25 protein-coding genes are annotated in these 24,182 nt (G+C 32.6%); 7 read left to right on the top strand and 18 right to left on the bottom strand.

Annotated features, from left to right (window positions below):
* Nucleotides 1–330: 330 nt before the first annotated feature.
* From DZ67_RS0109190 to ppk2, 5 genes are all read right to left on the bottom strand, one after another.
* The gene (locus DZ67_RS0109190; RefSeq protein WP_024788334.1) at nucleotides 331–1,170 is read right to left on the bottom strand and encodes a DNA-methyltransferase; all 840 of its coding nucleotides are present in this window, start codon (nucleotides 1,168–1,170) and stop codon (nucleotides 331–333) included.
* Nucleotides 1,163–1,696, bottom strand: a complete 534-nt coding sequence (locus tag DZ67_RS0109185) for a hypothetical protein (RefSeq protein WP_024791055.1) — start codon at nucleotides 1,694–1,696, stop codon at nucleotides 1,163–1,165. Before DZ67_RS0109185 ends, DZ67_RS0109190 begins: the two co-directional genes overlap by 8 nt.
* The gene (locus DZ67_RS0109180) at nucleotides 1,693–2,589 is read right to left on the bottom strand and encodes a type II restriction endonuclease (RefSeq protein WP_024791054.1); all 897 of its coding nucleotides are present in this window, start codon (nucleotides 2,587–2,589) and stop codon (nucleotides 1,693–1,695) included. Before DZ67_RS0109180 ends, DZ67_RS0109185 begins: the two co-directional genes overlap by 4 nt.
* Nucleotides 2,561–3,499: a DNA adenine methylase gene (locus tag DZ67_RS0109175; RefSeq protein WP_035907623.1), complete on the bottom strand. Its 939-nt coding sequence runs from the start codon at nucleotides 3,497–3,499 to the stop codon at nucleotides 2,561–2,563. Before DZ67_RS0109175 ends, DZ67_RS0109180 begins: the two co-directional genes overlap by 29 nt.
* Before the next feature lie 508 nt (nucleotides 3,500–4,007).
* Nucleotides 4,008–4,916, bottom strand: coding sequence for a polyphosphate kinase 2 (ppk2, locus tag DZ67_RS0109165; protein ID WP_024788331.1), 909 nt, complete (start codon nucleotides 4,914–4,916; stop codon nucleotides 4,008–4,010).
* A gap of 87 nt (nucleotides 4,917–5,003) precedes the next feature.
* Here ppk2 and DZ67_RS0109160 point away from each other — a divergent pair, with 87 nt between their 5' ends.
* From DZ67_RS0109160 to DZ67_RS0109150, 3 genes are read left to right on the top strand one after another with little or no spacing between them, the layout of a single operon-like run.
* Complete coding sequence (locus DZ67_RS0109160; protein WP_024791053.1) at nucleotides 5,004–6,170, top strand: pyridoxal phosphate-dependent aminotransferase; 1,167 nt, start codon at nucleotides 5,004–5,006, stop codon at nucleotides 6,168–6,170.
* Complete coding sequence (locus DZ67_RS0109155) at nucleotides 6,167–6,451, top strand: Dabb family protein (RefSeq protein ID WP_024788329.1); 285 nt, start codon at nucleotides 6,167–6,169, stop codon at nucleotides 6,449–6,451. Before DZ67_RS0109160 ends, DZ67_RS0109155 begins: the two co-directional genes overlap by 4 nt.
* Nucleotides 6,438–7,340 (top strand): hypothetical protein, encoded by a 903-nt coding sequence (locus DZ67_RS0109150; RefSeq protein ID WP_024788328.1) that lies wholly within the window; start codon nucleotides 6,438–6,440, stop codon nucleotides 7,338–7,340. The genes DZ67_RS0109155 and DZ67_RS0109150 overlap by 14 nt, the downstream gene beginning before the upstream one ends.
* Here DZ67_RS0109150 and DZ67_RS0109145 read toward each other — a convergent pair.
* Genes DZ67_RS0109145 through DZ67_RS10330 form a run of 4 tightly spaced genes read right to left on the bottom strand, consistent with a single transcriptional unit; the run spans nucleotide 7,333 to nucleotide 10,773 of the window.
* Nucleotides 7,333–7,908, bottom strand: coding sequence for a DedA family protein (locus tag DZ67_RS0109145; RefSeq protein WP_024788327.1), 576 nt, complete (start codon nucleotides 7,906–7,908; stop codon nucleotides 7,333–7,335). The two genes, DZ67_RS0109150 and DZ67_RS0109145, sit on opposite strands and share 8 nt — an antisense overlap.
* Nucleotides 7,909–7,917: 9 nt before the next feature.
* Nucleotides 7,918–8,673: an exodeoxyribonuclease III gene (gene xth, locus DZ67_RS0109140; RefSeq protein WP_024788326.1), complete on the bottom strand. Its 756-nt coding sequence runs from the start codon at nucleotides 8,671–8,673 to the stop codon at nucleotides 7,918–7,920.
* A gap of 44 nt (nucleotides 8,674–8,717) precedes the next feature.
* A complete protein-coding gene (locus tag DZ67_RS0109135) occupies nucleotides 8,718–10,100 on the bottom strand; it encodes an FAD-binding oxidoreductase (protein ID WP_024788325.1) in 1,383 nt (460 codons plus the stop codon).
* A 1-nt stretch (nucleotide 10,101) separates the two neighbouring features.
* Nucleotides 10,102–10,773: a plasminogen-binding N-terminal domain-containing protein gene (locus DZ67_RS10330; protein WP_024788324.1), complete on the bottom strand. Its 672-nt coding sequence runs from the start codon at nucleotides 10,771–10,773 to the stop codon at nucleotides 10,102–10,104.
* A gap of 42 nt (nucleotides 10,774–10,815) precedes the next feature.
* On the opposite strand from DZ67_RS10330, the gene DZ67_RS0109125 reads away from it, so the two are divergent.
* Nucleotides 10,816–12,375, top strand: coding sequence for an L-aspartate oxidase (locus DZ67_RS0109125; protein ID WP_024791052.1), 1,560 nt, complete (start codon nucleotides 10,816–10,818; stop codon nucleotides 12,373–12,375).
* Between the two features lie 6 nt (nucleotides 12,376–12,381).
* Here the strand turns inward: DZ67_RS0109125 and DZ67_RS0109120 are convergent, their stop codons facing one another.
* From DZ67_RS0109120 to DZ67_RS0109090, 7 genes are all read right to left on the bottom strand, one after another.
* Nucleotides 12,382–13,347, bottom strand: coding sequence for an iron-sulfur cluster assembly scaffold protein NifU (locus tag DZ67_RS0109120; RefSeq protein ID WP_024788322.1), 966 nt, complete (start codon nucleotides 13,345–13,347; stop codon nucleotides 12,382–12,384).
* 197 nt (nucleotides 13,348–13,544) lie between these two features.
* Nucleotides 13,545–14,717 (bottom strand): cysteine desulfurase family protein, encoded by a 1,173-nt coding sequence (locus DZ67_RS0109115; protein WP_024788321.1) that lies wholly within the window; start codon nucleotides 14,715–14,717, stop codon nucleotides 13,545–13,547.
* 82 nt (nucleotides 14,718–14,799) lie between these two features.
* Nucleotides 14,800–15,768 carry a UDP-3-O-(3-hydroxymyristoyl)glucosamine N-acyltransferase gene (gene lpxD, locus DZ67_RS0109110; protein WP_024788320.1) on the bottom strand — a complete coding sequence of 323 codons (969 nt, stop codon included), beginning with the start codon at nucleotides 15,766–15,768 and terminating at the stop codon, nucleotides 14,800–14,802.
* Between the two features lie 103 nt (nucleotides 15,769–15,871).
* The gene (gene ilvN, locus DZ67_RS0109105) at nucleotides 15,872–16,333 is read right to left on the bottom strand and encodes an acetolactate synthase small subunit (RefSeq protein ID WP_024788319.1); all 462 of its coding nucleotides are present in this window, start codon (nucleotides 16,331–16,333) and stop codon (nucleotides 15,872–15,874) included.
* Entirely contained in the window at nucleotides 16,330–18,027 is a 1,698-nt protein-coding gene (locus tag DZ67_RS0109100; protein WP_024788318.1) for an acetolactate synthase large subunit, read from the bottom strand. Before DZ67_RS0109100 ends, ilvN begins: the two co-directional genes overlap by 4 nt.
* Nucleotides 18,028–18,087: 60 nt before the next feature.
* A complete protein-coding gene (locus tag DZ67_RS0109095) occupies nucleotides 18,088–18,990 on the bottom strand; it encodes a Ppx/GppA phosphatase family protein (protein WP_024788317.1) in 903 nt (300 codons plus the stop codon).
* Between the two features lie 102 nt (nucleotides 18,991–19,092).
* Complete coding sequence (locus tag DZ67_RS0109090; protein WP_024788316.1) at nucleotides 19,093–20,328, bottom strand: glutamate-5-semialdehyde dehydrogenase; 1,236 nt, start codon at nucleotides 20,326–20,328, stop codon at nucleotides 19,093–19,095.
* Between the two features lie 208 nt (nucleotides 20,329–20,536).
* On the opposite strand from DZ67_RS0109090, the gene DZ67_RS0109085 reads away from it, so the two are divergent.
* Nucleotides 20,537–21,547 carry an NAD(P)-binding domain-containing protein gene (locus DZ67_RS0109085; RefSeq protein WP_024788315.1) on the top strand — a complete coding sequence of 337 codons (1,011 nt, stop codon included), beginning with the start codon at nucleotides 20,537–20,539 and terminating at the stop codon, nucleotides 21,545–21,547.
* Here the strand turns inward: DZ67_RS0109085 and DZ67_RS0109080 are convergent.
* On the bottom strand, nucleotides 21,544–21,783 hold the full coding sequence (locus tag DZ67_RS0109080; RefSeq protein ID WP_024788314.1) for a hypothetical protein: 240 nt from the start codon (nucleotides 21,781–21,783) through the stop codon (nucleotides 21,544–21,546). The genes DZ67_RS0109085 and DZ67_RS0109080 overlap by 4 nt on opposite strands.
* 39 nt (nucleotides 21,784–21,822) lie before the next feature.
* Here DZ67_RS0109080 and DZ67_RS0109075 point away from each other — a divergent pair, with 39 nt between their 5' ends.
* The gene (locus DZ67_RS0109075) at nucleotides 21,823–22,551 is read left to right on the top strand and encodes an SIR2 family NAD-dependent protein deacylase (protein ID WP_024788313.1); all 729 of its coding nucleotides are present in this window, start codon (nucleotides 21,823–21,825) and stop codon (nucleotides 22,549–22,551) included.
* 18 nt (nucleotides 22,552–22,569) lie between these two features.
* Nucleotides 22,570–22,908 carry a NifB/NifX family molybdenum-iron cluster-binding protein gene (locus DZ67_RS0109070; RefSeq protein ID WP_024788312.1) on the top strand — a complete coding sequence of 113 codons (339 nt, stop codon included), beginning with the start codon at nucleotides 22,570–22,572 and terminating at the stop codon, nucleotides 22,906–22,908.
* Here the strand turns inward: DZ67_RS0109070 and DZ67_RS0109065 are convergent.
* Complete coding sequence (locus DZ67_RS0109065) at nucleotides 22,894–24,096, bottom strand: MFS transporter (protein WP_024788311.1); 1,203 nt, start codon at nucleotides 24,094–24,096, stop codon at nucleotides 22,894–22,896. The two genes, DZ67_RS0109070 and DZ67_RS0109065, sit on opposite strands and share 15 nt — an antisense overlap.
* Between the last annotated feature and the right edge of the window lie 86 nt (nucleotides 24,097–24,182).

The following is a 24,182-nucleotide window of genomic DNA, read 5'->3' as shown; positions in this document are numbered from 1 at the left end:
ATCTCTTTGATTAAATTTTTTAATTCATTTTCAAGCTCTTCAATTGTCACTGGATTTCCTGATTTTAATCTTCTTTTATATTCTTCAATGTTTAAAATACTCATGTGTAAATCCTTTACTTTTATTTTTTTATTTTATCATCTCTCAACATCTATATTAGGATTTACACAGTTTTTTTGATGGGGCCACTATATCCGGATACTCTTATTGACATCTTTTTCAAAAGATGTATAGACTTCTTCCTATTCAAATTTAGAACACAAAAGAATAAGCAGAAAAAATAAAACTATTTTTTTCTGATATGAATTGACATTAAGACCTAATTACCTTTTAAGAGTTGAGGGTTGTGAATTTTTTGATATTTATAAAGTTTTGTAATTTGTTGTGGTATTTATTAAAGATTTGTTTGTTTTCTATTTCAAGTTTTCTGTTTTTACTTATTTTAAGATATTCATCCTCAATATCAATTCCCAAAAATTTCCTTTCTAACAAATTTGCAGCTATTCCGGTAGTGCTACTTCCGGTAAATGGATCTAAAACCCAATCTCCTCGTTTACTTGAAGCAAGAATTATTCTTGTTAATACGGATAACGGTTTTTGTGTTGGATGCTTTCCGCACGATTTTTCCCATTTTGCTATGGCTGGTAATGTCCAAACATCTTTCATTTGTTTACCAGCGTTGATTTCTTTCATCAATTCATAGTTAAAATAATGTGGAACTTTTGTATTTTTTCTCGCCCAGATGATTTGTTCTGTTGAGTGTGTAAAATAACGGCACGAAAAGTTTGGCGGTGGATTTGTTTTTTGCCAAGTAATTATGTTAAGAATTTTAAAATCTAATTCTGTTAAAATCTGTCCGATACTAAAAATATTGTGCATAGTGCCACTTATCCAAATAGTAGCGTCATCTTTCATTTTATCTCGAACAAGTTTTAGCCATCTGCGGTTAAAATCATTTATATATTCAAAACCTTTAGATTTATCCCATTTCCCTTTATTAACACTGGTAATTTTCCCGTTTTTTATGGTTAAACCATCGTTTGATAAAAAATATGGCGGATCGGCAAAAACCATATTAAACTTGAAATCAAATTGCGGTAATAATTCAAATACATCTCCGTGTAATAAGATAAATTTTTTATCTTTTGATTTAAAATAAGATTTAATCATTTTTAATTTTTTCTCTAAATTCTTCAATACTTTTCCACGACATCTCACGTCCTTCACCATTTGGATAGTTTACATCTTCTTGCCCCCAAATCCATTTATAAGCCTTTAACAGAGCTTCTGGACTTTCTCCAGTATTAAATTTTAATAGGTCAATTTCTTCTATAAATTCATTTGGTTCTTCACCATTTTTTACTCGTTCTAATAAATCAATAAGTTCGATAGTGAGTTTTTTATTCTCTTGCGATTTTTCTTCAATATCTTGGAATATCTGTTTATGTGTTATTTGCCATAATCCACTTTCTTTCGGATTATAAATAAAAACGAGAAAGTCTTCTTTTTTAGGTCGTCCGTAAACTGTCTTTCCACCAGGTTTTGTAATAACAATTTTATTTCCATTTTTTAATTGTTCGACTTCATAACCTCGGTATTCTATTTTTTCAAGAATTTTCACAAATTCTTCTCGTGATTTATTTTTTATCTCAATTTTCTTTAAATCAACAGAATGTGTGTAGTAGTTTTTTTTCATTCCAATATCCTTTTTAATACTCCGTTTCTTAACATTTCCAAATTCAAAAGATAATCCGCTTTATCAAAATATTCTCTCAATGGTTTTAAAGTTGATTTCCAGCCGGCTCCATCGGTTATCCAAATAAATTCAATGCCTTGGTTGTTCCAATAATCATTCATTCTAATATATTCAGTTGCAGTAGATTTAAGTTTGGAACCCCCGCCACCATAAAAATTAACCTCGATAAAATAAAGCTTACCGTTTTTGTTAACAGCAAAATCAATAATTCTTGATGACTTATCAACTTTAACATCAATATTCCATTTGTCTTTAATTTTCTTTGCGGTCGCTTGTGGCATATATTTAATGTTTAATTCTTTTGTTGTATCTCTTACAAACTCTTCCACAATATTTTCCATTAAAGTTCCTCCACGATTTTTTCTGCCATTACTATCCAAACCGACTTCAACACCGGTTGCATAATCAACCAAATTCTTAATTTTCTTATCTTTTAAAAGCTCTCCCAAACCACTTTTTAATATGAAATCAGAAAATATTTTTATTTCATCTTTTGAATAACTTTTCTTTGAAAAATTAAATTCTCGATAAATAAAATTTCTTGTATCTATCAAGACCTCCAACGATTTGTCTCTAATTGCAAGAAGCAAAGGAATTGCTTTAATTGTTTCGGGGTATTTCAGCAATAAATCAACTGTTTCTTTGTGTAATTTCTTTTTGCCAATAAGGTAGTTAAGTAAATTCAGTTCTTTTTCAATGGGCTCAATATTTTGTAAAACTTTTTTCCAGTTTACAAAATAATCCCATTGTGTAATCTTATCTTTAAAAGATGATGTAATCTCTTCAAAAAGTTCATCTTCTGTTTTATTGAGCAATTGACATAATTTTTTCATAAGCATTATTTGTAATTAACAATTCTGTTAATTCTCCTCTTTTATTTGGTTTTGAGTTAATATTCCTTCTTGCTAAAACTCTTTTTATCTTAAATTCACTATACAGCTCATCAAAGAAATTGTTATTTGAATCTTTTCCTTTAACATCTGAATTACTTAATATCCATTGATATCCGAGTAAATCAATTTTTTTACAGAATTTAGCAAGCCTTATTTGTTCGTTATCATCGAATTCATCTTTTACATAAGAATTAAAACTTGATGTTTTGCTTAAAGGTTTATAAGGTGGATCGAAATAAAACAGTGTATTTCCTTTTGCATATTTCAACGTTTCTTCAAAATCACCGTTTAATATAATTACTTTTTGAAGAACTTTATTTACGGCTCTTAAATTTTTTTCATCACAAATCATTGGTGTTTTATAACTTCCAATTGGCACATTAAATTCATTTTTTCTGTTAACACGATATAAACCGTTAAAACAAGTTCGATTAAGAAATATAAACAGTGCCGCTTGAATTGTTTTATCAGATTTTCTACTATTAAATAAAGTTCTCTTTGTATAATAGTATTCTTTTTTTTCTTCGGGTTTGTCTTTTAACAAATGGTATTCCTTTTCCCATATTTTTAAAATGGATATTAATTCTTCAACATTTTCTTTTATTGTTTTGTAAGCGTTGATTAAATCTGCATTTATATCATTGATTATCGCTTTTTTAATATTTTGGTATTTTTGTAAAATCCAAAACAGAACAGCACCTCCACCAACAAACGGCTCAATATATGTAAATTGAGTTTGTTTAATGTAATCAGGAATTAGATTATTAATTTCATCTAATAATTGTGTTTTCCCACCGGCCCATTTTATAAACGGTTTTACTATTTTATCTATTTGTTTTATATTATCCATCTGTGTTTTTTTTATTGTGCCTAACTTGTTCATATTCAAACTGTTTAGATATGATTTATTAGAAAGATAAGCAAAATGTTTGTATATGCTTCCCTCTAAATGAGCGTTATTTTTTGTTTTTTTATTCATATCTCGCATTCTCCTAAAGAAACTGTCAAATGAATTATTTTTATTCTAAAAGGTTTTTGTACTTACATGAATATAAATTTCATCATCGGTAAACTTTTGTGTCTATAAAAGTTTACTATTATTTAATATAACAAATATATCATAAAAAAAAGCAAAAATCAAATTCATTTTCATCCCAGATGTAGGTAAATCTCATTTGCTAATCCAAAATAGGAAAAAGAGTGTTTTATTCCTGTTTTCTGTAAATGAAACACCTACTTTTTAAGTTTTACCTCACAAAATGCTTATAAATTATATTTTTATTTTTCTAAAATTGAGGAAATCAGAGGAAATAGAAAAAAAATACAGGGATTATTTAGAAGCCCTTAAAAACCGCTGATTAATCCAATTGAATATTTTTTCTGTGATATCTTTGGACTATATCCGGGTCAGGATGGAGTGAAACTTTTGCCTTTTCTTTACCTTCATAAGGAATCTGGGAAAGCACATATCTGATACTCTCTAACCTTGCGGTTTTTTTATCATTGGAATTTACAATAATCCAAGGCGAATAGCTGGTATGTGTTTTGGAAAACATTTCCTCTTTATAATATGTTATCTGATCCCAAAGCTCCTGGGCTTTTTTATCAACAGGAGAGAGTTTCCACTGTTTTAATGGATTCCTCATTCTCTCTTCAAATCTTCTTTTTTGGGTTTCTTTTGAAATAGAAAACCAAAATTTAATTAATATGATTCCGTCATCTATTAGGGCATTTTCCATTTCCGGGACTTCTCTGATGAATTTTTCATACTGCTCTTTTGTACAAAATCCGAAAACAGGCTCAACAATCGCCCTGTTGTACCAGCTTCTGTCAAAAAAAGCTATTTCACCGGGATCCGGCAAATGTCTGAAATATCTTTGAAAATAAAACTGCCCCGATTCAACTTCTGTAGGTTTTGGAAGAGCCACAACCCTGTATTTTCTTGGATTTAAATGCTCGGCAAATCTTTTAATAGCTCCGCCTTTTCCTGCGGCGTCCCTTCCTTCAAAAATAATCATAACTCTTTTTTTATTTTCAAAAACCCAGTTTTGAAGTTTAATCAGTTCTATTTGTAATCTTATTAATTCCTCTTCATATTCAACTGTTTTTAAAATTTTTCTTAATTTTTTCTTTTTAACCAGCCCGCTGAGACCGGATTTTGTCCTTAATTTTCTAAATGCATCTTCAACCAAATTTATTTTTGTTTTTAATTCCGGATTTTCAATATTTTTTTTAAGCTCTTCTAAACTCTGCATTATCGTTTTCATTTTTCTCCTTGTTATTTAATATCTTTTATTTATTATAGCACACAATTTATCCTAATTTGCTATAATTTTGTTAAAAAAAGGCATATAATGTTCAGTAAAAGAATACAAAAACTTTCTCCCTCATTAACAATAGCAATTTCCCAAAAAGCAAGGGAACTAAAAGCCCAGGGCAGGGATATTTTGGCTTTCAGTGCGGGAGAACCTGATTTTGACACACCTGAAGTTATTAAATATGAAGCAATAAAAGCCATTACCGAAGGATTTACAAAATATACAAATGTTGCCGGAATTCCGGAACTTTTGGAAGCTATAAAAATAAAACTGAAAAGAGATAACCATTTGGACTACGAAATGGATGAAATAATAGTAAGCAACGGGGCAAAACAATCCCTTTTTAACATATTTGCAGCTATTGTGGATGAAGGTGACGAGGTAATAATCCCGGCTCCTTACTGGGTTACATATCCCGAGCTTGTAAAATATCATGGAGGGACACCTGTTATAATCCAGACAAATGAAAAAACAAATTTTAAAATAACGCCTGATATGTTAAAAAAAGCAATTACACCAAAGACAAAGGCATTAATGCTTACATCTCCGAGTAATCCCACAGGAAGTATATATTCAAAAAAAGAATTAAGTGCCATTGCCGAAGTTTTAAAAGAAACGAATATCTGGGTTATAAGTGATGAAATGTATGAAAAACTGATTTATGAAGGGGAATTTGTTGCAGCAGCAAGTATAAATGAAGATATGTATAAAAGAACTGTTACCGTAAACGGCCTGTCTAAATCCCATGCAATGACGGGTTGGAGATTCGGATACTGTGCAAGTAAAAACAAAGAGCTTGTAAAAAAAATGATAACCCTTCAATCACAAAGCACATCAAATATAAACACAATAACACAAAAAGCGGCTATTCCGGCACTTCTTGGAAAAGCAGACGAAGATATAAAAAAAATGGTAAATGAATTTAAAAGAAGAAGAGATTTTGTATACGAGGCTTTCAATTCAATTGAGGGGCTCAGTGCCATAAAACCGCAGGGCGCTTTTTATATTTTTGTAAATCATAAAAAAATTGTAAACGATTCAATGAATTTTGCCCTTGATTTGCTTGAAGAAAAAGGCGTTGCCGTGGTTCCGGGACTTGGATTCGGAAGTGAGGGATATTTCAGATTTTCATTTGCAACCGATTTTGAAACTATAAACAAAGGCATAAAAAGAATAGAAGAATTTGTAAAAGAAATATTATGATTAGACATGTAGTTATTTTTAAAACAAAAAAAAATGCCCCCCTTTTGGAGTTTAAAAAACAAATAGAAAATTTAAAAAATCTGATTAAAGAAATTAAACATATAGAAGTGGGAATTGATATAAAATTTGATGAAAATTCCAGTGATTTTTGCGTAATTACCGAAGTGAAAAACATTGAAGATTTAAAAATTTACGCCACACATCCAAAACATTTGGAAATCATTGATTTCATAAAGCCTTTTATACTCGAAAGAAGAGTTGTGGATTATGAAACACACTAAAACAATAATTTTTCTTCTTTTTTTTATTTTTTTAGTTATTCTTGTTAATTCTTTTTCTGTAATATATTTAGTACAAAACAATCAAATAAAAAATGCATACATTATAAATGAACTGGGGCAAATAAGGGGAGGAACACAAAGATACTGCAAACTTGCGCTGATAGGAAAAGATAAAGAAAAAATCAAAGACGTAAAAAAATATATTGACAATAAATATTCAGATGTTGAAAACATCTATAAAGACATCATTCCATATGAAGCTATGGATTTTTTTAAGAAAAATTTTTACAGTTTAAAAAACAACTGGGAAAAAATAAAAAAAACTAAAAATAAAAACAAATTATATATTTTAAGCGAACAAAGCTGGGAAACGGCAGACCCTCTTGTAATTTATATAGCAAAGGCAATGGAGAATAAAACACAAAAAATTCTGTTTTTTATAATTTTAATATCCATAATTTCAGTACTTACAACACTTGTGAGTATTTATATTGTTTACAGTGTAATAAGTAAAAGTCTGAATATAAAAACACTTAAAAATCCTGTAAGTAAACTTTATAATTTATATCATCTGGAAGAAACTCTTAATGTTTTGCAAAACAGATATCAAAGATACGGGAAAAATTTTGCACTGCTGAAAATTATTTCTGAGAATATCCCCTCTGAAAAGACGATAAAAGAAATTTCTAAAATATTAAAAAACAATATAAGAAGAAGTGACAAAATTTATCATTATCAAAATAAAATTGTAATAATTTTTATAGAACCTGAAAAAATGGACTTAAATAAAACACAAAAAAGACTAACTGAATTGATTCAAAAAAAACTTAAAAATATAAAAGCTGAAATTATTATATATTCCGGAGAAGACATAAAAAGATTTATTTAGTCTTTTTCAGTTCACTGAACACATAAACAGTGGCTATAATTATCACACTTCCGAGTAAAATCAAACTTCCGAAGACAGCACTTTTATGCGCTTTTTCTCCGGTTCCAAATAAAAAACCTACCATTATTAAAAATCCGGTCCATATCAGATTTGCCGAAAAAGTAAGAGGAATAAACCATCTAAGCGGCATATGGGATAAACCGGCGGGAATAGAAATATACTGTCCAAGTCCGGGAGTAAGAGGAGCTAAAAAGGCGGAAATTTTTCCATGATTTTTCCAAAATTTTGTTACTTTTTCTATTACAGGTTTGTCTTTTAAGATTTTATTTACCAAAAATTTTGCCAAAAAATAATTTACAAGAGCGCCGCTTAAACTGCCGAGTGCAGCGCATAACCAAACACTGATCAGATTCATTTTACCTGTTGCCGCAAGATATCCGGCCGGCAGTAAAACAAGCTCACTTGGAACCGGTATAAAAGTGCCGACTAAAAGCATATAAAAATAAATACCTATATATCCTAAAGAATGAGCAAAATTCACCAAAAAGTTTATTATTTCATTTAACAACCTAAACCTTTAAATATCAAATTCTGCAACTAACGGCACATGGTCAGATGGAGTCGGTTTTCTTTTTCGCCTGATTTCGGTTAAAATTTCCACATCTTTAAATTTTTCAAAAAGAGGCTCACTCACCAATATATAATCAAGCCTGAGCCCTTCGTTTTTATAAACCGCGGCGCCTCTGTAATCGTAAAATGAAAAGACTTTTTCATTAGGATGTTTTTTTCTTATAACATCTATAAATCCGCTGTCTAAAAATTTAGACAAAATTGCCCTCTCTTCTGGTAAATGGGTCACTTCACCGTCCCAGATTTCTTCGTCCCAGACATCAAGAGATGTATGTGATATATTGAAATCACCGCATATTAAAACTTTTTGCTTGTTTAAATCAAATCGTTTCAAAAATTCAAACAGTTTATTATAAAAATAAATTTTATATTCAAACCTTTCGCCGTAATTGTCTCCCAGAGGCGCATAAATATTGATAATATGAATATTATTAATCAATGTATAAATAAATCTCGATTCGCTAAGTTCTCCCTCAAAACCTTTTTGATAATTTTCAATTTCAAAAACGCTGCATGTCGCCACACCGTTTAATTTTTTTTGACCGTGAATAATGCAGTGCATATTGTCGAATTTTGGAAAATTATCCTCTTCGGTTTTAATTTCCTGCATACATATAACATCCACATTATATTCATTTATAATATTTTTTACAATTTCTTCTCTTTGTCTTATAGAATTTACATTAAAAGTACATAATTTCATTTCACTCCTTATTACTCACTACTCACTACTCACTACTCACTATTTTATATTCCCATTTTACCAGGATTAAGTATTCCGTTTGGATCAAATGCATTTTTTATTCGTTTAAACAGATTCATTTCAGCCGCACTGAATGCAAGTTTCATAAAAGGAGCCTTGCTAAGACCTATTCCGTGCTCCCCGCTGAGTGTACCCTCAAGTGAAATAACAAGTTTAAAAATTTCTTCCACCGCTTTATAACCCCTTTTAACCTCATCTTCATTTTCACCGTCAACCATTACATTTACATGGATATTTCCGTCCCCGGAATGCCCAAAACAGGGAATTGTTACATTATATTTTTTCCCTATTTCTTCTATTCCTTTTAGTGCATCCGGAAGTTTACTCCTTGGAACGGATATATCTTCATTTAATTTTTTACTTCCGTATATTGTAATAGACTGACTTGCATTCCTTCTTGCAAACCATATTTCTTCTGATTTTTCTTTATCTGCCGTTGCAATAAATTCTTTAGCCCCGTTTTGCTTAAATGATTTTTCCAAAATTTTTAATTGATAATCAATTTCTTCCTCGACATTCCCGTCAACATCGCCTACAAGTAAAGCCCCGGCCCATTCAGGCAGATTAACCCCTAATTTTTCCCTCAGCGCTTTTACAACAAGAGAATCCATAAATTCCATGGCAACAGGAACAGCCCCGGATGAAAGGGATTTATAAACGGCATTCATTGCATCTACCACATTTTCAAAAATTCCCATATATGTTTTTTTCATTTTAGGCTTTGGACGCAGTTTCAGCGTTATTTCCGTCAATACGGCCAAAGTTCCTTCGCTTGCTATTAATATTCCCGCCACATTATATCCGGCTACATCTTTTATTGTCCTTTTCCCTGCCCTTATAATATCCCCGTTTGGTAAAACAGCCCTGAGACACATTACATAATCTTTTGTAAGTCCGTATTTTGCAGCTCTCATCCCGCCTGCATTTTCAGCCACATTTCCGCCTATTGTGGAATAATCCATACTTGCGGGATCCGGCGGATAAAAAAGACCCCTTTTTTCCACTTCTTTTTGAAGCTCTGAATTAATAACACCAGGCTGTACAACAGCAACCATATCTTTTTCGTCAATTTCAATTATTTTATTCATATATTTTTCCACAGCCAGTATAATCCCTCCGTTTACCGGAAGCGCCCCGCCTGTAAATCCGCTTCCCGCACCTCTTGGAATTACAGCTATTTTATTATTATTGCAATATTTTAAAATTTCACTTATTTCTTTTTCATTTTCAGGAAATATTACCGCATCTGGGTAAAAATGTTCTTTTGTGGCATCATAGGAATACGCCCTTAAATGAGCTTTGTCTGTTTTGATATCATCATCACCCACAATGTTTTTTAAATTCTCTATATGTCTGCTTTCAATCATTTTATTCCTTTATTAAACTTTTGTAATATTTGGCATACGAACCGATACTTTGTTTAAACAGATTTTTAACTTTTGAAAAAACATTTCCCTCTATATGAAAATTTGGATAGGTTACAAAAAAAGGCTCGGTGTATTTATAATTTTTTTCAGCTGAAAACTCTTTTATGGCATAAAAGCTGTATGAATCCACAAGATATATTTTATCCAAAACAAAAGCATACAAACCTATATCCATCTTTTTTGCAAAATTTATAAAATCATCCCTAGTCGGATTTTCTTCCAAAAATGTCGCAAAAATATCAGGAGAAATCAGTGTTTTATTTTTAAATAACTCTTTGGCTTTTAAATAACTTTGCTGATTTGGGGCGATAATCATTATTCTGTTGTAATTTTTTGCCAGGATGATTTTATCACCGGGTTTTGGTATGGCTACAGGAAGAGCGAAAGAGTCGTTTTCCAAATTATCATAAACACTTAATTTACCTTCGGTGCCAAAAAGTGTGGCCTTCGCACAAATTATATTTTTATTTTCATAAGGACACAAAACTATTCCACTTACGCCCTTTTTTACATATTTGTCTACACTTATTTTATCATTTTGTATACTTTTAATTGTAACTTCATAACCCATTAAAGAGCTTATTAAAACAAATAAGATTAAAATCCTCTTCATTAAAAACCTTTTTTTGGTACAATTATATCAAAAAGGAAACTGATGCAATATGATATTTTGGTAATTGGCAGCGGAATTGCAGGAATGATGGCTGCCATTGAAGCAAAAGAACTTGGAAGCAATGTTGCAATTGTTACAAAAAAATCCCCAATGGCCAACAATTCATTTATGGCAAAAGGCGGAATAAACGCCGCTCTTAATAATATGAAAGACGGAGATTCAATTGAACATCACATAGAAGACACATTAAAAAGCGGTATAGGACTGGCGGAAGAAGAAGCAGTCAGAATTTTTTGCGAAAACGCCCCTCAGGTAATCAGAAATCTGCACAGAAAATACAAAGTTCCTTTTACCACACTTCCCGATGGAAGACTTGCCCAAAGACCCTTTGGCGGAACAAAATTCAAAAGAACATGTTTCTCAGCCGATGCTACAGGTCCCGCAATTATGAAAGCACTGAGTAAAACAATAAAAGAACTTGATATTCCGAGTATTACAAATCATTTTGCAATTAATTTATTAATAAACGATGGGAAAGTTGCAGGGGCCACATTTTTAGATGAAACCAATGAAGAAATAAAAATAATAAAAGCAAAAGCGGTTATAGTCGCAACAGGAGGATATGCGGGGCTTTACAGAGGATATACTACAAATATTACAGATGCAACGGGCGACGGAGTAGCAATGGGGCTTAGAGCCGGGCTGGAAGCTATGGATTTGGAATTTATACAATTTCATCCGACTGGTCTTGAAGGGACAAACTATTTAATTTCCGAGGCTGCAAGAGCGGAGGGAGGAAAACTTATAAACAGCGACGGGAAAGAATTTGTAGATGAACTCAATACAAGAGATTTTGTTACCCGTGCAATAGTAAAACAATTAAATAAAGGCAAAAAAGTATATCTGGACTTGACAATGATAGATGAAGAGATAATAAATACAAAGCTTATTAATCTTAAAAAAAGAGTTAAATCACTAAAAGGAATAGATATAAGCAAAGAGCCGATTCCTTTAAATCCGTTAGCCCATTATACCATGGGGGGTATTAAAACGGACACATTCGGTTTTACAAGCATAGAAGGTGTTTTTTATGCCGGAGAAGCGGGAAATAACGGTGTAAACGGTGCAAACAGGCTTGGAGGCAATTCTTTAAGTGAAGGGGCTGTATTTGGAAAAATCACAGGATACGAAGCCGTTAAATATTCTTTCAGGCAAAAAACATTTGTCGACATACCGGATGATACAATACAAAAAGACATAGAATTAATAAACAAATTAAAAAGCACAAAAATAGATGCAAAAAAAATAAAACATGAAATAGGCGAACTGTTATTTAAAAAAGTAGGTATTTTAAGAAACGGATATGCAATAAAAAAAGCACTCGAAAAATTAAAAACCATCAAAAATACTTTAAATGAAAATGATGAAAAAGATTCAAATTTAAAAGAAAAATTGGAATGTGTAAATGCAATTGATATTTCTAAAGCCTTGGCAAAAGCGGCACTTTACAGGGAAGAAAGCAGAGGTGCGCACTTTAGACTTGACTTCCCAGAACAAGACTTCTCATTTAACCACCATACAATTACAAAATTAGAGGATTAAATCCTCCTATATTTGTATAACTTTTATTTTATCTGTATTTAAACTTTTGTTCAATTCTTCTTCAATTCCCATCAAAGTAACCATTCCACTGGCACATGAAGCACATGCCCCGAGATATCTTACATACACTTCAAATTTATCGCCGTTTTCCTTTACATCAATGAGTTCCAGACTTCCTCCGTCCATTGCTAAAGCCGGTTTTATTTTTTTATCAAGTATCTCTTCAACCGCTTTAATTTTTTTAACCAGACTCATATCTTCAAATTTTTGAGACTCAGCCCCTTTTTGAAGTTTTTCTTTTTTCATTTCTTCTTGTACTTCTTTTATAATATCCACCAGATAAACATCCCTTTCTTCATGTCCCCCGGGTGCTACACAGCTTTTGCAATATGTACCGGCGTCAGTGTATTTTTGAAGCTCTTCAATAGTTTTTACATTATGTTTTCTTACTATTTCTTCGATTTCTCCTCTTGTAACCCTTGCACATTCACAGACTATTTCACTGTTTTTAAGTTTTTTTGCATCTTCACCTTTATATTTGGCCGCCGCTTCAATAATTACATCATACGCCATTACGCTGCAGTGCATTTTCTGAGGTGGAAATGCGGGTTTGTCCGGTTCGTCCCTCAATGCTTTTTCAACATCCAGATTTGTAATTTTCATAGCCTCATCCACTGTTTTACCGATGGTAAGTTCTGTCATCATATCCGAAGAGGCTATCGCCGTTCCGCATCCGAAAGATTTAAATCTCGCATCAATTATTTTATCTGTATTAGGATCAACCAGCCAGTAAAGTCTTACACTGTCCCCGCACGCTTCACTTCCAAAATCGGCAACCACCAATTTTGCCCCTCTTTTTTTAGCGTCTTCTTCACTGAATTCTCCCAAAAATTTCGGATTATTCATTCTTTCAATCACTTTATTTGAATACTGTTCCCAGACATTTCCGGTTATTAAATCGTTTCTACCCATTATTACTCCTTGTATAAAAATTTAAATTCAATTTGTGCGAATAAATTCGTAACTTCTAAAACATATTCATATTGGAGATAAGGCTTTAGTCTCATATAATTATTAGCGAATAAATTCGCTTTTCCATTCACTACTCACCACCCCGCCGCTTTTCAAGCGGCCGGGCAGGCTCACTACTCACTACTCACTACTCACTATTAATTAGGTTTCACCTTGGCATATGACATTGATATGCTTCTTAGTCTCTCAACAATTTTTGGTAACTTTTCTATTACATAATCTATTTCTTCTTCAGTCGTAAATCTGCTTAATGAAAAAATTATACCGGTATGTGCTATTTCAGGGTCTTCCCCCAAAGCCTCAAGCACTTCGCTTCCTTCAAGCCTTTCACTTGAGCAGCTGCTTCCTGTTGCAGCATATATTTTATTTAAATTCAAATCCCATAGCATAGCTTCACCTTCAATTCCCTTAAATGATGCAATTACACTGTTTGGAAGCCTCTGTTTTTTATCTACATATGTTTTAGTGTCAGGAATTTGTAAAATTGCATCTTCAAGTTTATCTCTGAGTGAAGAAACTTTTGTGTACATTTCATCCAAATGCTCATTTGCCAATCTTAAAGCTTCAGCCATTGCAACCATTCCGTTTAAGTATACACTGCCTCCTCTTTTTCCTCCCATTTGATTTCCCCCGTGTATCAAATTGACAAAAGGAGCGCCTTTTTTAATATATAATCCTCCAATTCCTTTTGGTCCGTGAAATTTATGAGCCGAAAATGTAAAATAATCAACTCCGAGTTCTCTTACATTAACCCTCGATTTTCCTATAGCCTGGGCTCCGTCACAGTGAAAAGGGATATTATATTTTTTTGCTATTTCTCCAATCTCTTTAATAGGTTGAATCGCACCGCTTTCATTACTTGCAAATAATACACTAATAAGAGCAGTATCATCTCTTATTGCATCAACCAGTTCATCAAGCCTTATTCTTCCGTTTTCATCGGTATAAAGATATGTAACCTCCATCCCCAAAGTTTTTGCATAAGCACATGGCGCTTTTATTGAGCTGTGTTCTGCAATAGTTGTAATTATATGTTTTTTTTCACTTCCTTTAAGATAGGCATCCAAAAAAGTTTTAATAACGGCATTGTTTCCCTCCGTTGTGGAAGAGGTAATTAAAATATCGTCTTCGTCACTTGCGCCAATTCCGGGATAAATAATGTCATATGCTTTGTTCATGGCCTCTCTTGCCTCTATTCCCAAATCATAAATAACATTTACATTCCCGAAAATATCGCTGCTTTGGCAATATATCTTTTTTACTTTTTCATCCATTGGTGTTGTGGAATTATTATCCAAATATACTTTCATTTTACACCCTTATTATAAGTTTTTCTTATTGTAATATAAAGAAGGTAAAAAAAAATTGACATATATCAAAAAAAATAAAAAATCAATCTTTTTTTAGAAGTTTTGAAAGAATTGCTTGCAGTTTCAACCAGCTTTTATGGGGCATTAAAGGAAATCCTCCGTAAATTCCGGGATTTTTTATAGTTTTTGTAACACCTCCTCTTGCTGCAATTGTAGTAAACGGAGCAATTTCAAGATGACCGGCGGTTGCACTCTGTCCGCCCATTATGACATTTCTTCCAAGTTTGGAAGAACCTGAAAGCCCGACTTGTGAAACCAAAATGGAATATTCGCCTATTTCACAGTTATGTCCTATTTGAACAAGATTATCTATTTTAGAACCTTTTTTTATCAGTGTTTCACCAAATACCGCTCTGTCAACAGTGGTATTTGCCCCTATTTCAACATCATCTTCTATTACAACTTTTCCCAAATGATATATTTTTATATGTTTTCCTTCTTTTGTATGCGCATATCCAAATCCGTCGCTTCCTATAACACTTCCTGCGTGAATTGTTACGTTTTTACCTATTTTTGTATCCCTGTAAATAGTTACATTCGGGTAAATTGTGCTTCCCTCATCTATTTCAACGTAAGGGCCTATTACGGCATTTGGCATAACTACAACATTTTTGCCTATTCTTGCACCTTTTCCAATCCTAACGGAACTGTCCACTAATGCATCTTTATTTATCTGATATCCTCCGTTTTCCCATGGGGCAAAAACAAACAATTTTGTAAGAAGGGCCAGTTTTAAATACGGTTCTTCTGTAATTAAAGGAATTATATTTTGAGGTAATTTTTTGGCATCTTCCTCTCTTACTAAAACAGCCCCCGCTTTTGTATTTTTTAAAAATTTTTCATATTTTTTATTTTCCAAAAAACTTATTTCATTTTTCCCTGCGTCATGCAAAGTATTTATTCCAATAATTTTTTTATCACTGTCCGGACAGTCAATATCCAAATATTTACATATTTCTTTTAAATTAAACTCTTTAATCTCATTTGCCATTTTACATTCTTTTGCCATATTTTTACTTTCCTATTTTTATTTTTTCATATCCGTTATTTATTATTTCTTTATCCTTTATATTCACTATTCACTACTCACTATTTTATCTTTCAATTACACTGACACCGCTTCTGACAATATCAACAGGTTTAAATCTTTTAATTGCCTTTAAAAAATTATCAATTCTCTCGGGTCTGTCAACAACACTTACAATCACATGCTTTTCCCCGACATTGCTTATACTTCCGTTATAACATCTGGCAAGTGCATCGATATCTGAGAGATTGTTTTCTATCGAAAATTTAACCATTGTCATTTCTTTTTCTATAAAATCACTGCTTTCAATTACTTTATAAACCGGAATCAACTTATAAAGCTGTTTAACAATTTGTTCAAATACTTTTGGATCACCTTCACTCATTATTGTCATTCTTGAAAACTCGGTGTTTGGAATCGGGGCTACTGTCAATGATGTAATATTATATCCCCTTGCAGCAAACATATTCACCACTCTTGCCAAAACTCCGTGTTCATTTTCAACTATTACAGATATTATTCTTTTCATTTGTCTTCCTTAAATACAAGCATATTTTTAAGAGGGCTGTTAGGCGGCACCATTGGAAGCACATCTTCCCTTCTGTCAACCTGAACATCAATAAATGCCACTTTATTTTGAGTTAAAGCGTCGTTTAATGCATCGATAAATTCATCTTTTTTACTAACCCTGTAACCTACTGCGCCCATACTCTCGGCAAGTTCTACAAAATCGGCCTGAACATCGCTTAAATCGGTTTCACTAAGTCTGTCATTATAAAACATACTCTGCCACTGTCTTACCATTCCAAGATAATTATTATTCAAAATAATATTTATTACCGGCAGATTATATTTGTATCCTGTTAAAACTTCCTGGATATTCATTATAATACTTCCGTCACCGCTGAAATTAACAACCAGTTTTTCCTTAACCCCTCTTTTAGCTCCAAGCGCTGCCGGAAAACCGTATCCCATTGTTCCCAAACCTCCGCTTGTAATCATCTGTCTTGGCTTTGTAAACGGATAAAACTGGGCAGCCCACATCTGATGCTGACCAACATCGGTAGTAATTATTACATCTTCGGGAACAATTTCACCGGTTTTTTGTATTACCCATTGAGGTTTTATTACTTCATCGCTGTCATTGTAAGCCAAAGGGTAAAGTTCTTTATATCTGTTTAAAATTTCGCGCCATTCTTCAAACTTTTCAGGTTTTACACCCTCTACCAAAAACGGCATCATATCTTCGAGTACTAATTTTAAATCCCCTACTATAGGATATTTGGTCTTAACCACTTTACCTATTTGACTGGGGTCTATATCAATATGAACAATATCTGCATTTTTAGCGAATTCGTCTATTTTTCCTGTAACCCTGTCATCAAATCTGGCCCCTAAGGAAATTATCAAATCGGCATCATTCATAGCCATATTTGCAGCAAATGTCCCATGCATTCCAACCATTCCTAAAAGAAACGGACAGTCAAATCTCAAAACACCTCTTGCCATTAATGTCTCGACTGCCGGTATTTTTGTTATTTTGACTATTTCTCTTATAATATCAGCCGCTGTGCTGAGTACTGCACCACCGCCTATATAAAATACAGGTTTTTTTGCTTTTTTTATAGCATCAGCCGCTCTTTTAATGGCTCTTGCATTGCCTTTATATGTAGGTTTATAAGTTATTAAATCTATTTTTTCAGGATATTTAAAAAATGTTTTGGCGGCGGTTACGTCTTTTGGAATATCTATATGTACAGGTCCAGGTCTTCCGCTTCTTGCAAGATAAAAAGCTTCTTTAATAACATATGCTAAATCTTCTACGTTTTTTACTAAAAAGTTATGTTTTGTGACAGGTCTTGTAATTCCGACAGCATCAACCTCCTGAAAAGCGTCGGTCCCAATTGCCGTGGTGGGAACCTGCCCCGAAATAATTACAAGAGGAATAGAATCTGCATATGCAGTGGCAATTCCTGTAATGGCATTTGTAATTCCCGGACCGCTCGTAACCATTGAAACCCCTACTTTACCCGTTGCCCTTGCATAACCGTCTGCCATATGAACGGCACCCTGTTCGTGTTTGGCTAAAATGTGCTGAAAAGATTTCTGTTTATAAATTTCGTCATATACATTCATTATTGCCCCGCCCGGATATCCGAAAACAACCTCAACATTTTCTTTTATCAAACTTTCTATTACCATTTGAGCACCCGTCATTTTCATTTACTGCCTTTTTTATGAAATTATATCAATTTTCTTTAATTTTACACTTTTCATTTTCCATCATTTATTTTCCATTTTACATTCACTTATTGCAACTCCTTCTCTCACACCGTCATCACACACTATACATTCTTTGTATTTGGTGAGTTTGAAAATTTCCCTGAATATATAAATTCCGGTAATTATCAAATCACCTCTGCCAACACCCACTAATTTCTCTCTTTTTTTCATTTCCATTTTCATAAGTTTATCTGCCCAATAATCCAAATCCGCCAAAGTTATAACAGTTCCATTTATTTTTTCCGGATCGTATGTATTATAATTCATACCTTTTTTCAAAGCCGCTATGGAAGTCGGGGTTCCGCTGCTTGCAACAAAATTTTTTGGTTTTTTGTATGTTGAAAATGCAAGGTCTATAAAATCTTTAAAAATTTTGGCCTTTTTCTTAACGGCTATTTTTATTGCGTCAGGTGTTTTATATTTTTGTGTAAAAGTTACAATCCCTAATTTAAAACTTTCAGCCATTATATTGTCTTTATTTTTTAATATAAATTCGGTAGAGCCTCCACCTATATCAATCAAAAAAAATCTTTCATTTTCAAATCCACATTTTTTTAAACAGTTTTCTACCGCAACCGCCGTATAATTTGCCTCCTCAAAAGGAGTGATTATCTCAAATTCCACACCTGTTGCCTCTTTTATTTTATTTAACACATATTCTTTATTTTTAGCGCTTCTTAAAGCTTCCGTCGCCACAGCTTTTATCTTATCTTCACCAAATCTTTTTTTTATATCTTTAATAGCATCTATAATCCTATTTATTGCCTCGTCGGAGATTTGGCCTGTCTCAACCAGCCTGTCGGCTGTTTTTATAATTCTTTCAAATTCTTTCAGCTTTTCATTTGTAGCACAATCATATTTAATAGCCCTAATAGTGTTACTTCCTAAATCAATTGCTATCATTTTTACCTTTCAATTTAATTTATAATTCAAAATTCATCACTCATAATTCACACTCACAACCCGCCGCTTTTCAAGCGGCCGGGCAGACTTTCACCATTTTCACTATTCCCTAACCTGCCCGTTTCCGTAAATTTTATATTTATATGTTGTTAAATCATCTATCCCCATAGGGCCTCTTGCGTGAAGCTTGTTTGTTGAAATACCTACTTCTGCCCCAAATCCGAAAACACCCCCGTCTGTAAATCTGGTAGATGCATTCACATATACACAGGCACTGTCAACCCTGTTTAAAAACTCTTCCGCCACGGAATAATTTTCTGTTATAATACTGTCACTGTGCCCTGAACCGTATTTTTGAATATGTTCAATCGCATCTTTTGCATTATCAACTATTCTGATTGAGAGTATTTTATCCAAATATTCTGCAAACCAGTCTTCTTCTGTGGCTTTATTTATATCAATATATTCCAATGTAATTTCGCAACCTCTAAGCTCAACCCCTTCATTTTCCATTGCCTCTTTTATTTTAGGCAAAAATTTTCCTGCAATTTCTTTGTCCACTAATAATGTCTCCATTGCGTTACAAACGCCCGGTCTTTGGACTTTTGCGTTTATACATATATTTATAGCTTCATCCAATTTAGCATCTTTATGGACATATACATGACACAGACCTTTATCGTGTTTGACTACTGGAACTTTTGAATTTTCACTTACAAATTTTATTAATTTTTCCCCTCCCCTTGGAATAATTAAATCTACAAATTTATCCTGTTTTATAAGAGTGCTGACCCCTCCCCTGCTGTAATCCGGTATTAAGGAAATTGCATCTTTTGGAAGTGAGTTTTTTTCCAAAACATATTGAAGTAGCTCAATAATAATTATATTTGAATGCATAGCCTCTTTTCCGCCTTTTAAAATACATGCATTTCCGCTCATAAAACAAAGTGCTGCGGCATCGCTTGTAACATTTGGACGGGATTCATAAATTATACCTATTACACCGATGGGAATTTTTACTTTTTCAATCCTAAGGCCGTTATCCAAAACCCAACCGTCAATTATTCTTCCCACAGGGTCTTTTAATTTGGCAATATCCCTGAGTGCCCCAGCCATTGATTTTATTCTTTTTTCATTCAATAAAAGTCTATCAATAAGTGCATTTGAAAGTTTGGCATTTTGAGCATATTCCAAATCTTTTTTATTTGCATTTATTATTTTTTCTTTGTTTTTTTCAATTTCATCAGCCATTTCTTTTAAAACTTTTCTTTTTATATCCGCTTTTAAGGTTGCCGTTATTCTGCTTGCTTCTTTTACTTTTTGTAACACTTCTTCCATATTAATCCTTTTTTATATATTATTTTACCATAATTAAAAATTTAATAAAAAAAGCCCGTAAAATAATGAATATTTATTCATTAAATTTTTAAAAATATATTACTTTTTAAAAACCGTTACTTTTTTACACATAAAAATTAATAATTGAGAATATTTGAAACATTGATAAACAATTGAGTTATAATAAAAGAAAAAAAAAGGAGCATAAATGCCTCAAAATTCATGTGATAAATTATATGATTTAATAATTATAGGAGCTGGTCCCGGAGGTGTGGCAAGTGCTATAGAAGCAAAACTTGCGGGTATAAATAAATTTATGATTGTGGAAAAAGCCGACAATCATAACGACATGATTAGAAAATTCTATAAACCGGGGAAAAGAGTTGACAAAGACTGGCAGGGTAAAAAATTTGAATTTATCGGAAACGTAACTTTTGAAGAATGCTCAAAAGAAGAATATTTAGCCCAGATGGACAAAAAAATAAAAGAGAATAAAATCGAAGGCAGATTTTATTATAATCACCATGTATATGCAGTTAAAAAAATATGTGATGATATTTTTGCCGTTGCGACAGACCATGAACTCGGAGCAATTCTTACAAAAAATGTAATAATTTCAATAGGAAGAATGGGAAAACCGAATAAACCGGCTTATAAATTCCCGGGAGCTATAAGACCAAGACTTAATTTTAACCTTGATAAAGTACAACCTGGTGAAAAAGTCTTGATAGTCGGTGGCGGAGATACAGCCGGGGAGTACGCATACGGCCTTGTGGATATGAATATCGGATGCGATGTCACATTAAATTACAGAAGAGATAAAATTACCAGAATGAACCCTACAAATAAAGATATGGTTGAAAAATATATAAACGAAGGGAAAATTCATTCAAAACTTGGTGTGGATATAGAAAGCGTGGAACCTGTGGAAAATGATGATGTCACTCCTCCAAGAGTAAAAGTAAATTATAAAGATTCTACAAGCGAAATTTTTGACAGAGTTGTTTATGCCTTAGGCGGAACAAGCCCGGTAGATTTTTTAAAAAACAGCGGAATTAAACTAAATGAATGGGGTGAGCCTCATTATAACCCCGAAACAATGGAAACAAATATAAAAGGATTATATACAATAGGAGATGTTGTTACAAGTGCCGGAAGTATAGCTTTGGCATTTAACCATGCACATCTTGCTCTCAAAGATATAGCCAAAAAACTTTAATTTTTTTTGGCAACGCATTTTAAAATTTCTATAGATTTGATTTTATTTACTCTTTTTATTAGTTCATCTAATTCATTTAACTGTTCTTCACATTTTTGTTTAAGTTCGTCTCTTTTTTCTTTTAAGATTTCTAACTCTTTTTCAATCTGCTCCATTGGTATGGTACATTCTTTTGCAGCTTCTTCTTCTTTTTCCAAAGCCCATTCGGTCATTTTTTTGATAAAATCTTTCAGCATATCAATCCTTTTTTAGAAATTATATCATAAGGAGACAAAATGCTAAAAAAGGCGGCAGAATTAATTCAATCTTCCAATTACACAGTTGCGTTCACAGGTGCGGGTATATCTGTTGAAAGCGGTATTCCGCCGTTTAGAGGGCCAAACGGCTTATGGAGTAAATATAATCCTGAAATTTTGGATATGGATTTCTTTTTAAATCATCCTGATATCAGCTGGAAATACATAAAAGAAATATTTTACGATTATATGTATAACGCCAAACCGAACATTGCCCATTACTGCTTTGCAAAACTTGAAAACTTGGGAAAACTAAAAGGTATAATTACACAAAATATAGATAATCTGCACCAAGATGCAGGAAGCAAAAATGTTATTGAATTTCATGGCACTACTAAAAAACTGGAATGCATAAAATGTAAAACAAAATATGATTCAAATAAAATATCTTTGGATAAATTACCGCCGCTCTGTCCAAAATGCGGAGGAATTTTAAAACCGGATTTCGTATTTTTTTCTGAGCCTATACCAAAAGAAGCATTTGAAAAATCCATAGAACTTGCCCAAAAGTGCAATTTAATGATTATTATCGGAACAACAGGGGAAATAATGCCTGCAAGTCAGATACCTTATTTAGCAAAAGAAAACGGTGCTAAAATTATTGAAATAAATCCGGATAAATCAACTTATACCAATACTATAACAAATATTTATATTCCTCTAAAAGCAACCAAAGCTTGTGAAAAATTACAAAAGCTGCTAATATAACATCAAAAAAGGGAAAAAATGAAAATCGCCATTCCTACTTCAAATGAAAAAACCATTTGCGAATATATTCCTTTTTGTAAATATTTTCTTATAATAGACACTGATACAAATATAAGAAAATTAATAGAAAACCCTATGTTTGAAATTGTAAAAAAAGAAAAAATAAAGAAAAAAGAATGCGGTGAAAACGGCCTTCATACAGGAGAAATAATTCCAAAATATTTAAAATCATTCGGCATTGAAATGTTAATTGCAAAAAGTTTAGGAGAGGGAATGCTCGATAATCTGGAAATTTTCTCAATAAAATATAAAATTACCGATTCAGACAAAATAGAGGATATATTACTCGGCTTTTAATTTTGTTGCAAATAAAAGACCTATTAAAAGCATACAAATACTAAACATATATAAAACATTGTATCCCAAATATTTAAGGATTATTCCTCCCGGGATGGCAAAAAAGAGCCCTATTGAAGTTATTGTGTTTTGAATTGCCACATATATGGGTCTTTTATCTTCAGGGGCTATTTCAAAAAGCAGATTCATACCGCTTATTTTAAACCCGTCCATTGCAAAACCTATTAAAAAGAAAACAGCAGCATAACTTACAATATTTTTAGCAAACATTGCAATTATAAAAGCCGTAATTACCAATGTATAAGAAGATAAAATAATTTTCTTATAAAAAGGGGCCAGTTTTTTCCAGACTATATTGCCGCAAAGTGCCCCAAACATCTGTATAGTGACAAAACTTCCCACAATCCAGCCGGTTAAATGTATGGAGCTTTTGGCTTTTAAAATTACAAAAGGAAGCGCAAATAAAACAGAATAACTTAAAAGAATAGTTAATATCTGAATTTGAAGTGCTTTGTCCGTTTTTAAAAAAATATATGAATTTTTCAAAAATTTAAAAAAACTCTCTTCTTTAATTCTTATATTTTCTTTAACAGGTTCTTTTATGGTTGAAAATGCAAAAACACCTATACCGAACAAAAAAGCACTTACCATAAAAAGAAATCCGTAACTTTGAGGCGCCTCGAATGTATTAAGCACCCATCCTGCAATCCCGCCGCTAATAATTGCACCTACGGCGGAAAAAAACTGTCTGTTTGCCATTGATTTACCGCGCTCGGTTTTATTAAAAATTTTTGCTATTATCTCACTGAAATACACAGCCCCAAATCCTGCCGAAAAAGAAAAAACAAAAAGAAGTATTCCGAAAAGCAGCAATGTAAGAGAAGGATTTTTATCTCCTATAAATAAAATTACAACACCTATTAAAAACCAGCTTAAAAACCTTACAAAAAAAACACCTCTCATATAAGGCATTACTATTTTATAACTCTGTGCATAAAAAGCCGCAAAAAGCTGAACAATTATCGCCCCTCCCCTTAAAAGAGAAGTAAAAATACCCACGAGTATAACACTCTGGCTAAAATGGTGGACAATAAGAGGTAAAATAGTCGAAGGCTCGGCCACGCTCATTGCAACTGCCAAAAAAAATCCGTGCAGTATATTTTTTATATTATTTTCTTTATAATTCATTATTTCCTTTCATATTTACTCACCACCCCGCCGCTTTTCAATCGGCCGGGCAGGCTCACCACTCACCACTCACCACTCACCACTCA

Origin of the sequence: Lebetimonas sp. JS138, assembly GCF_000523335.1 — a bacterium.
Classification (GTDB): domain Bacteria; phylum Campylobacterota; class Campylobacteria; order Campylobacterales; family Nautiliaceae; genus Lebetimonas.
The sequence above is the reverse complement of the archived record's forward strand: the minus strand, read 5'-3'. Positions and strand labels throughout refer to the sequence as shown.